8 protein-coding genes are annotated in these 13,660 nt (G+C 56.8%); 5 read left to right on the top strand and 3 right to left on the bottom strand.

Annotated elements, in window-relative coordinates; all coding sequences use genetic code 11:
- Nucleotides 1-431: 431 nt before the first annotated feature.
- Nucleotides 432-1,406: a hypothetical protein gene (locus CVS27_RS11130; protein ID WP_103465802.1), complete on the bottom strand. Its 975-nt coding sequence runs from the start codon at nt 1,404-1,406 to the stop codon at nt 432-434.
- A gap of 1,999 nt (nt 1,407-3,405) precedes the next feature.
- A complete protein-coding gene (locus tag CVS27_RS11125) occupies nt 3,406-4,011 on the bottom strand; it encodes a thermonuclease family protein (protein WP_165788296.1) in 606 nt (201 codons plus the stop codon).
- 113 nt (nt 4,012-4,124) lie between these two features.
- On the opposite strand from CVS27_RS11125, the gene CVS27_RS11120 reads away from it, so the two are divergent.
- The 4 genes from CVS27_RS11120 (at nt 4,125) to CVS27_RS11105 (ending at nt 10,669) form a co-directional block, all read left to right on the top strand.
- A complete protein-coding gene (locus tag CVS27_RS11120) occupies nt 4,125-4,382 on the top strand; it encodes a helix-turn-helix domain-containing protein (protein ID WP_103465800.1) in 258 nt (85 codons plus the stop codon).
- Between the two features lie 666 nt (nt 4,383-5,048).
- The gene (locus CVS27_RS11115; protein WP_103465799.1) at nt 5,049-7,037 is read left to right on the top strand and encodes a site-specific DNA-methyltransferase; all 1,989 of its coding nucleotides are present in this window, start codon (nt 5,049-5,051) and stop codon (nt 7,035-7,037) included.
- Entirely contained in the window at nt 7,034-9,628 is a 2,595-nt protein-coding gene (locus CVS27_RS11110) for a DEAD/DEAH box helicase (RefSeq protein WP_103465798.1), read from the top strand. The genes CVS27_RS11115 and CVS27_RS11110 overlap by 4 nt, the downstream gene beginning before the upstream one ends.
- A gap of 321 nt (nt 9,629-9,949) precedes the next feature.
- Nucleotides 9,950-10,669 carry a hypothetical protein gene (locus CVS27_RS11105; RefSeq protein ID WP_103465797.1) on the top strand — a complete coding sequence of 240 codons (720 nt, stop codon included), beginning with the start codon at nt 9,950-9,952 and terminating at the stop codon, nt 10,667-10,669.
- A gap of 126 nt (nt 10,670-10,795) precedes the next feature.
- Here the strand turns inward: CVS27_RS11105 and CVS27_RS11100 are convergent, their stop codons facing one another.
- The gene (locus CVS27_RS11100; RefSeq protein ID WP_103465796.1) at nt 10,796-11,770 is read right to left on the bottom strand and encodes a hypothetical protein; all 975 of its coding nucleotides are present in this window, start codon (nt 11,768-11,770) and stop codon (nt 10,796-10,798) included.
- A 138-nt stretch (nt 11,771-11,908) separates the two neighbouring features.
- Between CVS27_RS11100 and CVS27_RS11095 the strand changes: the two genes are divergently transcribed.
- Nucleotides 11,909-13,399, top strand: a complete 1,491-nt coding sequence (locus CVS27_RS11095) for a hypothetical protein (RefSeq protein ID WP_103465795.1) — start codon at nt 11,909-11,911, stop codon at nt 13,397-13,399.
- Nucleotides 13,400-13,660: the final 261 nt, after the last annotated feature.

Raw genomic sequence — 13,660 nt, 5'->3', positions numbered from 1 at the left:
TGCTCGCTGATGGAGACGCCAAGGACCGTGCCTATGTCACGGACGGTCACCCCCTGGCGCCAGAGTACGACACGTTTTTGGAGCTGACGAGACGAGCCCGTTCAAGGATCTCAAGAGTCCCGCACTCGTTGTTCAGGAGTTCTTCCAGAGCGGATGAGTGACCGAGCTCTAGCCTGATGAAGGCTGCCGTTTCCGGTAGTTTGTTCCATCCGGAGGCCACGAAAGTGAGAAGATTCGCGAAGCACATGAGGATCTTCCTGCCGGAGCGCCGGCTCGTGGGGTTCACTTATGCCCGGAGGCAAGCTCGGGATCAGCCCTCCGAGCCGTACCGATGGGACGCTGCGGGCTCGGGAATCATCAGTACAGACGGCTTTTGAAAATGACAATATTTCATTGGCGGGGGAGTCCCGCTTCCTTGGAAGTGGGACACGTCAGTGATGGGTCTGCCAGGGAATGAGCCTGAACCCTTGGCGGCGTCGGTAAACGACTGGCTCTATGATCTTTAGCTCGATCAAGCGATCTAATGCCAGCCCTGTAGCGTCATCAGCCGCAGCATCCATGTCTATCGTGGACAGAATATCTGTGAAAGCAGACCTACCGCGAGATCTTCTGTCTGCGGCGGAGATGAGATTTTCCCGATACATGCCGCGATTGATGATGAAGCTGCCAGTCTCTTCGGCAAGAGCCCACTCTGTGCTTCCACTCGCTCCGTCGTTGTCAAACTCTCTGGGGCTATGGTCACCGAAATAGTCTGCGGATTCCCCTGCGGTGCTATCCAAGGCCTCTTCTTGAATGTCAGGATCATAGAGTGCCCGCAGGAAGCGGTCGGCTTTTCGCTGAGCCGCCCAAGACAAGGCGTATCCAGCAACGATGAAGAATGTCGCTAGCCCAAAAAGGGGGTAGAAGAGGGTCGGTGGTAATTCTACATCCCCGACATTGAAGTAGGTCCTAAATCCGTAGGCGGCAACTACTAATCCACCCGCCCCAGCGAACGGTAGCGCCCGTTTTTTTGTGAAATCAGACGATGCTTTGGTGGCCGTGGCCTTGACGTTTGTCCTCATCGTCGAGATTGGATCTGGACGAGGCGGGGCGATGGCCGGGGCCGGGGCGATGGCTGGGGCAGCATTCTTTTGGATGATTTCCATCATCTGACTCACGAGTGTGATGGGAACTAGTTCTGTTGAGGCCGGTGACGGTGTAGCGGCAGCGGCCTCAAGCTCACCCAGGGCACTTGTGAGAACTACTTGCCGCTGGTGCTTAAATTGTGAGTTTGTAGCACTTTGCAAGCCGCCAAGTTCGCGCGTGATAGCTTTCTTAATTGCTTCCTGGGTGAGTTCTTCACCTTCACCTTCATCTAGTTCTAGTCCTAGGCGCGCGGCAAGAGCAGTTAGTTCGGTGGGAGGCATGTCCAGAATTTACACTGACTGTTCGCAAAAACCTAGCAGACTTGTGGGAACCCTACGTTCCGGGCGAGAGTCCTTCTGAAACCGCCCAGACTTGACCTCCTCTTTCAGAGCGCCATATGCCGGCCCTGAAAAAGTGTGTCGATGCCCGGCGCCCACCCCTATGCCCTTGATGCTTTCTGCATCCATGTACTCCAGGGTTCCGGTGACATGCATGAGGGTAGGTGAGATCAATATGGATTATCTGTTCTATGTCAGACCCTGAACACATACTATTCTCGTGAATAAGTTTGATCCTGACAGCAATGCAATTCTTATGGCCATCATCGACGCCGAGAGCCGCCACCCGAAACCCACTGACGGGGCTACACGCCGCTTCCCGATCTGAGGAAAACCCCTAGTGAAGGTGAACAATATGTATGGCCACGCGTTCGCCTACACGAGCTCTTATGGCCTCATTGGCTGATGGGATGACGCGGGCAGTCACCACTTGGAGTGGTTCCCGGCTGATCTAATCCAACGGGTCAAACGCAGCGACTGGCACGGCCGCTGACAAAACACCTCCCATGGCCTAACTTGGACGCATGCCAGGTTGGGAAGTGTCGAGACACTCTGAGTGGGAGCAGATTTATGCCGCTGGAATTGCCGTCCGCGAAATCTCCGAACGAGTCGGACCTCCGCGCTCCACAGGCAGCTGCAAGTACGCGAGCGATACATGCCGGACCTTCGCGCCACACACGAAGCTGCTCTAGCTGCCCGCAGGCCAGACTGGCTTACTCACCACTGGCGGCTGCGCCTGGCTGAGCTGGGGGATTTCATCGCGACTAACGCCCGAGGCCCGCTCCGCCGAGGAAAAGCCAAAGAAGCCTCGCTTTACGGTTGGCTCTGCGGTGAACGCCATGCTCACCAAATTGGAACACTCCATCCCTCGAAATGAAGAAGCCCTCAGCCAGGCGGGGCCAGACCGGGCTCGGACAGAATAGACTGCCGGACCGGTAGGAAAAGCGCTCAGATCTTGGTCTGGAAGTGGAGGTGAAAGTCCGAGCCGCGTGGCCACTGAAAGGGATTCTCCGGATGAGTCGAGGACAGGGTATTTTCGATTCGGAAATCGCGACCGCCGTAAGTGTGCTCTCACCACCCAAACTGCCGGAGATGGAATTTGGAAATGCTCCTCTCACCGTATTGAGAACCTGCTTGAACGAACCACCGAATGCTCACAGCACTGTGCCATGAGTTGCGAGATGGCCTTCCCAGATGCAAAACGCAGTGCTCCCTTGACCATCTGACCCCTTGACGCACAACGGGCGGCCGTAGGAGGGGTATCAGGCAGCGCTGTTTGGTGATCGGCGGTAGGTGTTGGGTGGCGCGAAACAAGAGCCTTAAATCGGAACATAGCGCTGTAGGTGAGGCTGCGGCTGTCGGTGCCGAACATGAGCGAGGCCGGAAGTGTGATCGCACCGGGGAGAGGCGCGTTCATGACCGATGGCTCAGGGGAGCGGATACACAGCGGGGAGGCGCCGGCGGCAGTTTGTACCGTTTGTACCGTTTCTTCCAAAAAAAATACGGTACATTTTCCTGGGCTCGCTCAGGCCCGGATTGGCGGGGATTTTGAGGGCTCGAAGGGGGTGTTTGTCTATATTTTTAAGATCAATCAAAATAAATACGGTACACACCAAAAACCTCTTCTGATCAGGCCATATAGCCTCTGAGCAGTCAGTTGTACCGTTTGTACCGCCGATTACGTGCCTCCTGTACGCACGCACACGCCTGCGCACACGCACACGCATTGGGCTGAGAAAAACCGGTACAAACGGTACAGGGGTGTTTTTGGGTCGTTTCGCCCCGGAAACTCAACAAAAAAGCCTGTACCGTTTCTGAAAACAGAAACGGTACAGGCTTTTGGGTTGTTCAGCTGAAATCAGCGTTTGCGCAGGTCAGAGCGGGTTTTGGGTGATGTACCGTTTTTTACCCAAAAACGGTACAGGTGGCTTCGAGGCCGGTTTTAGCGGCCCACGGTGTCGCAGGTGGCCCATGAGCCGGCCTTCTCGCTCTTAGCCGCGGTTGCCGCCTTCTCGTAGCTCTCGAATCGCGTGGGCACCACTTCGTCCTCTGCGTGCCATGCTCCGGCGAATCCTGCACTGACCAGGCGTTCACCTAGGTCCGAGGATCCTGAGCTGATGTACGCCTGGGCAATCGACCCTTTGTCCTCCCGCGGCGCTTTCGCATCGAAGGTGATGATGATGCGGGCTTGTGGGTTGACGATGCGCTCGAACTCAGCCTTAGCTTCATCCCCACCGCACTGGCCGATCTCGGGGGCGTCGATACCTAGGATATTGATCGAGATGGGCTCACCCGCTGCTGAACCATCTTTTTCGCTCACACGCTGGACCTTGGCGGTGTCACCGTCGATGGCGCTCAAGAAGGTGGCGGGGAAGTCGCTGGGTTCTGCTTCAGCCGTTGGTGTAGCACTGGCGGCAACAGTTGCTGAGAGTGCGACCTCTTTGGGCTCGGCCGGCGAGCAAGCAGTGAGTCCCAGGAAGAGCGATCCAAGGGCTGCGCTGACCCCGATGAGCTTAGCGGTGCGTGTATGAGCAAATTGAGTATTCATCGGGGTAACTCCTAGTAAATATGTTGGCATCCGAGGCAAAATGGCCCCGACCATATATATCAGACCTTATATATAGGGTGTTCTATTTCGGGCCTCATTTAGAACATTGAGGGATGTTATGGAACGAGGAGGACGCGAAGCGCCTTGGCTCCACCCTGCGCAGACTACGCGAGGAGCGCGGCCTCACTCAGGAGTCGTTGGCCTTCCGCGCCGGAGTAACGAAAAACCAACTCCAATTGATCGAAGGCGCCAAGTCCTCGGGGCGGAAGGATTCTGTGGGGCACTCGAATCCCAGAATCTCGACACTGGCCGGACTTGCCGAGGTGCTTGGTCTAGAAATATCTGAGATTCTAGCCGAAGCCAACATGTAGCCCACGCTTGCACCCCAAGCCGGCACTTAAGGTCGGAGCGCACATTGGGTACTGCGCGGGGAGTGCCTTGATGTGGAGGCTGTCGGCGACATTCGATCGCACCATGGCGTCATAGAACAGTCCAATGCTGTCCCACCGATGTGGAAAAACATCAGAGGCTCCGGCACGCCTGGCTTCGGCTCGAGCGCCACCAGCATCGTCACCCTATGTTGCTAGCGGTCCAGCAACTCCGCAACTGAATCACAGTCGTCGGAATGCCACGCATGACCTTAGGAATGTGCCGCAGCCCAGCCATGTCCATATCTGACGTGCACCCACTGCCGCAAAATCCATCTTGAATGTCAGTGGTACTCGATGACTTCATAGCGGGCTTCCTGTATGAAGAGGGGCAAATGCTGGCCGCAAGGAGTATGAACGGCCGCAACGGAAATTTCTCCGTTGCGGATCGGTTACAGCCCATCTGGATGGATGCCCCACGAGCGCGGGAGTACGGAGACTGAAGCGATACTAGAGGTTTCGGACCAGCTCTGACTCGGAGCGAATCCGCCTGAGGGTTGAAATAGTGCGACATTGACCCCAGTAACCCTGCGATTTGCTGGCGCCCATCCCTTTTGCTGATAGAAATAAAGCTGGTGTCCGTCCGCGCGGCGATTTTCTAGGAGTGTCATGTCCAAAAGCATGTTCGAGGTCTACTTGAACGAGGTGACGGACGAAGGGCTCCGAGCAAGGTTGAAAGCCGAGTTCGAGCGCACCACCAAGAAGTTCGGACTCGTCTTTGAACGGCACTCTCCCGAAGGCATCCGGATGCCCCAGTCCCAGGTACGCCGAGGTCGTACAGTCATCCGCGAATCCGACGGTATATTCCACAAGGTCCGTGCCATCAGCGGTGACTCTGTGACTCTTACAGACGAGCACGGAAACGTGATCGAAGAGAAGCTATCGAACGTAACGGCTGCGCGACAGTTCGGTGAGGTGGTTTTCCCTGGCCTGAAGACCGTGGGCTCCGTGCGTACAGGCAAATCCGATGACCCGGCCCACGTTGTGATCAATGGGGAGAACTTCCACGCCCTCGAAATGCTCGGCTACACCCACCCTGAATCCGTGAATCTGATCTACATCGACCCGCCATACAACACGGGCAACAAGACGTGGCAGTACAACGACCATTATGTCGCTGAGCAGGATAGCTTCCGACACTCGAAGTGGTTGAGCTTCATGGAACGCCGGTTGACGCTGGCCAAGAAACTTCTGAAACCCACAGGTGTCATCATCGTGGCCATCGACGACAATGAACATCACCGGCTACGGATGCTCATGGATGAGATTTTTGGGTCCAACAACTTTATCTCTGATGTGGTTTGGCAAGGTGGTCGCAAGAACGACTCGCGTTATATTTCCAACGGTGCTGACTACATGCTCGTCTATGCAAAGAGCGAACCAGCCATGAGCGATGTAGATATTCGGTGGCGCGAGGAGAAGCCAGGCATCCACGAGGTCGTCGCAGCCGGAGCAGATGCTTGGGCGCAGTCCGGTGGGAACGAAAAAATCGCTGAGGGAAAAATGCGCGCCTGGTTCCGCGCGCAACCAACAGATTCGCCTACTCGCGCGCTCAGTCGGAACGTTTACTTTCTCCCGGACGGCACTTTGTGTGCAGATGGTGACCTCAGAGCTCCTGAAGCACGTCCCAACCGATGCAGGACTCCGCTAGCGAACCCAGACAGTGGCATCGAATACGCCGTCCCCTCAGATGGCTGGAGATGCGAGGAGTCGACCCTATTTCGGTACTTGGCTGAGGGACGAATTATTTTCCGAAGCGATCCGTCCACCCCGCCACGACTGAAAAAACCCCTCCAAGACACTGACGGGCAAGTGGTTGTGTCAGTTTTCGAGCGGCAGCGCACTCACAGTGGGCGGCATCTTCAAGGGATTTTCGGTGACAAGCGGTTCCCCTTTCCCAAAGATCATGAAGTCTTGATGCGCTGGATTCGGCTGGTGGCCCCCAACGACGCCGTTATCCTCGACTTCTTCGGCGGCTCGGGTACTACTGCTGAGGCCGTCATTCGGCTCAACGCCGAGGACCAAGGCACGCGTCAGTGCATCCTGGTCACCAACAATGAATTGTCGGCCAAGGACGACGCGGCGCTGCGCAAGGCTGGACATCAGCCAGGCTCCGCTGAATACGAGGCAAAGGGCGTTTTTCACCACGTCACTAAGCCGCGCGTCGAGACCGTTGTGACCGGGGTGCGCCAGGACGGCTCAACCCACTCAGATGGCGTGCCAGCAAACGTGGAGTTTCTGGATCTCGCTTACCTCGAGGAAAGCCGTGTCCACGCAGCTCTGGAGTACGAGAACCTCGCACCATTGTTCTGGTTGAAGTCCGGCGCAGTTGGGCCCGTGGTTCAACGCACTGGAGAACCCCAGGACTACGAATGGAACGTTGAGTCCTCGATGGCGGTGCTTTTCAACGCAGGCAAAGCCGCAGAATTGGCTGAGCTTCTGACCACCAAGCCCAATCAGGTCAAACATGTTTTCATCATCACCGACTCTCCCGAGCAGGGCGACCTTGCCGGTGAAGCGTTTGGGGACGAGATCACCGTTGAGCCAATCTACGGCTCCTACCTTGACGCCTTCCAGATCAACCGGAGCGATTCTTGAAATTCACCCTTGCCGACTATCAGGCCGACGTTGTTGACGAAACGCTTAACGAAATCAGCTTCGCTGCCCAACGGCACCGGACAAACAGCGACCGCAAGACTGCGATCGGCATCAGCGCTCCGACCGGCGCCGGTAAGACTGTGATTGCCTCGGCCGTTCTGGAGGGGTTGTTCTTCGGAACCGAGGAATCAGATCCGCGCCCGGAAACCACAGTCCTATGGTTGACGGACGACGCAGAACTCAATGAGCAGTCCCGCAAGAAGATCCGGGCGTCTTCTGATCGGATCAACATGAACATGCTCCGGACCGTCGAGGCAGACTTTGACCAGAACGAATTCAGCCCCGGTCTCATTTACTTCCTGAACGTCCAAAAGCTTGGAACCGGTGCAAAGCGCCACATCCAGACCGGCGACGGCCGCAGGTATTCGCTGTGGGAAACCATCGGCAACACCGTCAAGCAGCGCGGCAGCGGATTCATAGTGCTCGTCGACGAGGCCCATCGAGGAGCCACCGACCGAAGCCGGCCGACGATTCTGCGTCGTATCCTCGATGGAGCCACCATCGAGGTGCCGGGTGGCAACGACACGTTCCGCACGATCGTGAACCCGCCGGCTCCGATTGTCATCGGGTTGTCAGCAACGCCCAAGAAATTTGAGGAGGCCATGCGCGGTGCCTCCGGCCGTTCCCTGGTACAGGTAGTCGCCGATGTCCAAAAGGTGCGGGCCTCCGGTCTCATCAAGGAACGCATCAACGTCAGTTACGCGGTGGATGACCAGCCCAGCGATGACACCCTAATTCGCCAGGCTGTTGCTGATCTAGACCGATCAGATATGCAATGGCAGCAGTGGGCCCGTACCACGGGGGCTTCATCATACCCGGTGCCGCTCTTGGCGATTCAAGTCCCAGACATGACGACGGACGCCAAGATCGGCGAGATCGTCCAGACACTTACAGATGCTTCGGATGCCTTTGACGACGCGGATTCCGTGGCCCATTCGTTCGGCGAACACTCACCCATCACGACTACCACCTGGCTGAGCGGCGTTGAGATGCCTAGGGTCGTCCAGTACATTGCTCCGACCTCGATTTCGCAATCAGGGAACCTGCGTGCGGTGATCTTCAAGCAGGCCCTGACCACCGGCTGGGACTGCCCCCGCGCCGAGGTCATGGTGTCCCTGCGTACCGCGCAGGAACACACGCAAATCGCCCAGCTCATTGGGCGCATGGTGCGCAACCCGCTGGCCAAGAGCATCGAAGAGCCGGAGTTCGACGATTTGAACGCAGTCGACCTCTACCTGCCGCACTTCAACAAGGTTGAAGTGGCCATGGTCGTGAAATCCTTCATGGATTCGGCGGACATCGAAGTGCCGGTACAACTGAATCCCAAGAGTATGACGCGAAACCCTGACGTCCCAGCAGCCGTCTGGGACGCCATCGGCGGTCTCACACGGGAACAGAAGCCGGTCCGCCGGTTCACTTCGAACGTGAATCGACTGGTGCGTCTGGGCACTCTGCTGGATAACTCCGAATTCGAGCACCCAGGAGGGTCCTCTTACACCCAGGAATCACGCAACGTGGTCGTGGAAACCCTTGCCTCTGTGTACGGCCAGAACAAGCTGGCCATTGACAAAGTTGCTGGTTCGCTACTCGAGGTGAGCTTTGAAATGGCCACCTTCGACCAGTACAGCGGCACCAATACCCGGACTACCTCGCGTACAGCTGCCACCAGCCAGAAGAATCTGCGCCAGCTCCTGGAGGAAGCTAAACGACGGCTACCCGATGCCGCAGCAGCTTGGTACAGCACATCCTTGGTCATTGCCGGAGACCTAGAGTGGGATGAGGTGGTTGTCCGGACCGTTGCCCTGGCGAGGTCCGCCGAGGCTCGGGAAGCATTGGAATCCCAGTGCGGCGCGCGCGTGGAATCCTGGCGCCGCAACACAGCCGGCTCGGTGGCACGCCTGAAGCCGACCCAGCGCCAGGAATTTGAAACCATCTTCGCCCCCATCGGTTCAGCATTGAGCAACACCCTCGGTATGCCCGAGACGATCTCCCAGAAAACAGAGAGCCTGAACAAGGACTCCGGGCTGGTCGAGGAGCTGCCACTGTATGCAGGCCATCTCTACGCGCTGCCCGAGACCAAGCTGTTCCCCGAAAGATTTACCAGTTGGGAACAGAGCGTCCTTGAAGCCGAGCAAGGTTCTGGCACGCTGTTGGGCTGGTACCGAAACCCTGTCGGCGGCAGCCAAGCACTTTCTGTGCACTATCTGGATTCCGAAGTGTCCAAGAACCTGTACCCGGACTTCTTGTTCTTCCACAATGACGGTGATGACGGAGTAGCCATCGACCTGGTAGATCCACACAACCACTCCCTGGCAGACACCTCACCAAAATGGGCGGCTTTGGCTAGGTATGTCCGTGAGCACGATGGGGATTTCCGCCGGGCGGCAATTGTCATCAAAGATGCGGGGGGCGTACTGCTGGCGATTCAGCTCTCCGGTCAAAACGATGACAGCTTGGAGAGGAAGTTGGCCGAGGCAACATCCAAGGAAGCCATCGAACAGCTTTTCCGTGAAGTAGGCGGAGCCTACTAGTTAGGAATCATGGCAAGTGGGTTCGGACGAGATTACATTCAACCGCAAAATTTGAAACTCCCCAGCAGGATGAAATTCCACACCATAATGTCCGTTATGTTGTGGCCCTTAAGCCGGCGTTCGGCTTGTCGCGTTCGAGGACTCCTATAGATGGGCTTCGGCCGGCTTTCAGGAGTCGTGGACTGGCCCCTTTCAGGAAGACATAGACCACCGCGGCGTCTTACCCATCTTGCCAACGGGCATGGTTTCCCCAAGCTCCAGTGTGTAGCTGTCCCAACGCAAGGTTAGTATGCAAGTTCCAACGTGTGTCAGGCTTGTTCCATGACGCATAGGACGGGAGAAGGGGCTGAGCTGGAGAGGGTTCGGCGGAACTTTGCAGCCAAGATAGGCGCCTCGGACGATTACCTTTTGATGCTGGGAATGTGTCACTACGCGTTCATCAAAGTGACTACGTCGCTGACCTGGTCCACCTCGCTTTTGATGGGTACGATGCAGATCAGGGAGGGGCTTCTTTCAATGAACATGGTCGGTGACGGGAGCCTGCTGGAAGCCTTCACCAACACAGAGTTCAGGTGGGACGAGTTCGGCATTAGTGAAGATGCATCCGCCGTGGCCGAGCTCTTCCCTGCAGCGGTGTTTCAGCGAAACGCATGGGTCCATAGCGATTTCGTTCACGCCTTGGGGCATGGTGAGTACCTAGGACGCATGACAGACACCGGACCGGGCTACCTCGGACCTCTAGATCCCGAGTTCTTTGGCATGGTCAGTGACTGCCTGGCTGTCCTTTTGGAACACCTTGCGAGGATTCTTGAAGCGTTGCGCCCCGAGCAGGCAAGTAATTTTGCAGGCAGCGGACATCTGATTCGTAAGGACTTCTACCGAGATCTTGACCTTGGGATCTTAGACACGTTCTCAGGCCAGATCACCCGCCTTGGCCCTACGAATAGGGACATGAAAAGTGCAGTGAAGCAGTGGGTCAAAGACAATGTACCAATAGACTTCGTTTCCAAAATCGAAGGCGATGGGAACACTTCCCAATGAGTGTGTGTCATGACGGCACATCACTGTGGGGGTGGAAGCCGGAAACTATGTTGTCGGTACTCCAAGGTCCGGTATTCGCTCATTGATGATGACTTGATGGTGTCTACCCTCCGGCTGCAGCCCGTTCTATTTATCGGACTTTGACCCGCCCGGACCAGCGGAGAAGACGGTGCTGCTGGCGGGACGGCGAGGCGCCGAAATCGGGCGTTGGTATTCAATTCTTAGTCCTTTTGCAGCAGTCTCGGCTTCCATCTTCTTCATAGGCTTGGAAACGAGTGTTGCATCTGCACCGTCCGTGACGAATATTCGACCGGCACCGAAGGTGCCCCTGAGCTCCTCAATGGCGTGTTGTCCCCACTGCAGCATTATCAAGGCACTTTCTTCGGTCATGGTGCTGAGGGTTATTGTGCCGCCGCCTTCCATGGTGTGCGTGCCAACCCTGGTGTGAAACATGCTGGGGGCCCAAGCCAGCCCGTGGGCAAATCCTGAGCACAGCTGCCAGTCCGAGAAGAACTGCGTGTCCCGAGCTGTATCAACTTCTTTCAGTGCCTCCGTCCGATTGAGCTGCGCCGTCACTCTCGTCTTCTTCAGGCCAGCTTTGGCAGCAGCGTCCGCCAAATCAGCGGCAGAAATTCTGTTTTCAACCGCCCAATCATTGGCCTTGGCGCGCTGGTCGGCAGACAACGCCGGACTTTTCGAGCGATGAGCGTGAAACCTAATGGCATTGGAGTATGAGTCATAAGCGATCCGGAGCGCCCGCTCCTGCCGTCCCGATCGCTCGTGTCCTGTCAGTACCCACATACCCAGACCGGCAAGCTCAATTGCTCCGCGCACCAAAGTAGGGACCCCGACAGGGCTTAGACGACCGGCTACCGTCACGAGGGTGTAAGCCGATGCCAGATCGTCAACAGCTGCGTCCAGAAGAGTCCTGACTACGGAGGCCGTTCCAGGTACTTCAGAGATGCCCAATTCGTCGCCCGCAAGGATGGAACCTTGGGCAAGGGGATACGCGTGGGAGTCGTTGGATAGGTCCTGGACTTCGGCAATCCAGGAACCAAGCTGGCGCCAAGCATCGGAAGGGGCAGGCGTTTCGATGGTCATGTCTGAAGTATGCCAGCATCTCCCGCGCCGTTTATGATACGAACGAACTTGTGAGTCCGCCGACCGGACTAAACTACCTCCGCAGGATCAGGCCGCCCAGGTTGAGGCACTCTAGAATGTGGATGAGCAAGGAGACTGATGGCACATAGAAAGATCCAGTACATCCACTTTCGCGAGGAAGTGCGTAAGTACAACCCGCATGATTTGATCCCGTTTCTTGCCGCTCAGGCAGCGAGGGGTCAGGACTTGACCACTACCTGGGATGATAATTGGCCAAAGGGGTTCCCGCCTTGGTTCTTTGCCGCTGCCGCACGGGATTCCTTGGTGTACGGAAACAAATATCGGCACAGAGACATGACCGAAGCTGGTTACATCAACATGCGGAACCTGTTTACGGAGGCCCATGACAATCCCAAAGACGGCGCCTCGATGACTGAGGAAGATCTGGCAGTGATGCTGGGCCGATACGCCTACGAGCAGTTTCCGTATCAGAGCTCCATGATGGAGGAATTGGCCAGGCCCTACATTCTGTTTTCTGATACTGATGTGCCGGCAAATTACCGTCGACCGGGACCGGATGAGTGGCAGGAAATACTCGGCGGGACGATCGAGCAGGCACTGGGGGCTTCGTTCATCATCTTTGTGGGTGCGATGCAAAACAACGGTGTCTTTGATCCGGCCGTTTTTACAGCTGACTGGTATTCACAAGTAGAACAGGCTGTCCCGTCAGAAGTTGGGTTGCGGGTGCTTGATCTTCTTACTGCCACTGTTGAAGAAGCGAGGGACGACGGTCGCTCAGCGCCGGAGCTTCCTGACTACCTCCAGCGTTACAGCTACAACCCACTCGTTAAGACACCACTTATCGACATAGGCGACGGGCTCCGATATGCTCCCCAACCTCAGTTCGTATTGCGAGCAATGACGACAGAGAATCTGTACTATCGGGGGATTCGTCAATGGGAAGGCGACTTCGGTGCCGCACTCGGGATGCGGGTGCAGGCGTACACCGGCAGGCAGCTGCGGCACACCGGCGAACACACTGTAATAGATGAATTCCGGTGGCAACAGAAGAGGCGTGGCGGCGTGGATTCTTCTGACTGGTTCCTCATAACGCCCCAGGTCACGGTCCTTATCGAATGTAAGTCTGCCCGTCCGGGGTACACGGCTAAGGCCGGTACCCCGGACGGCATAAAGCAGGCTAATGCTGCCCTTGGAAAGGCGTTTGTGCAGATCAAGAACAACGCAGATGAAATCCGGGCCGGAAACCCCGACTACGCCCACGTTCCAGCTGACCGACCCCTCGTTGGTCTTGTCGTCACTGCTGAACCCTTTTACATGGCGAACACGCAGCCGGTGCGTAGAGTACTCCCGGATCCGGGCATACCGATCTTGACCATTTCACTGCGAGAACTGGAGCTGCTGGCGGTATTGTCGCCGTCAGAAGTGGGATCAGGTCTGGAAGCCATTGTTGCCAATGGTGATTTGTACACATGGCCGTTGATGAAGGCTCTGCCGCAGGTGCTGCCTCATCTCGCTAAGGATCGTGAAAATTCGCTCCTTAGCGAGGCATATGAATCAGCCTTCCTTCCGCTGACGGAAACGTGGCCCACTGGAGGGCAGGATCAGTAGTGCGGCAGCCACGACAGAAAACGTGTCGGTTGCCTGCACCCGCTTGTGCCGCTGGAAGTCGAGGGTCTACTACGGATTGTGGACTGTTTCACCGTGCTGACGGCGAAGGTCTCAATGGAGTTGGCGGCGTGCCTGAAGCCGTCTGACTTTGGTAAAATCCGTGGTCGTGGAATTCTCAGCAGCCACGGCCTAGACAGGGAACGCTTTTCGTCTTGCCGTCAGGTATCCGCGGCTGCGGCCCTAGCCGGCAGCGGAGGAATC

This window comes from Arthrobacter glacialis (assembly GCF_002909445.1).
GTDB classification, from domain to species: domain Bacteria; phylum Actinomycetota; class Actinomycetes; order Actinomycetales; family Micrococcaceae; genus Specibacter; species Specibacter glacialis.
The sequence above is the reverse complement of the archived record's forward strand: the minus strand, read 5'-3'. Positions and strand labels throughout refer to the sequence as shown.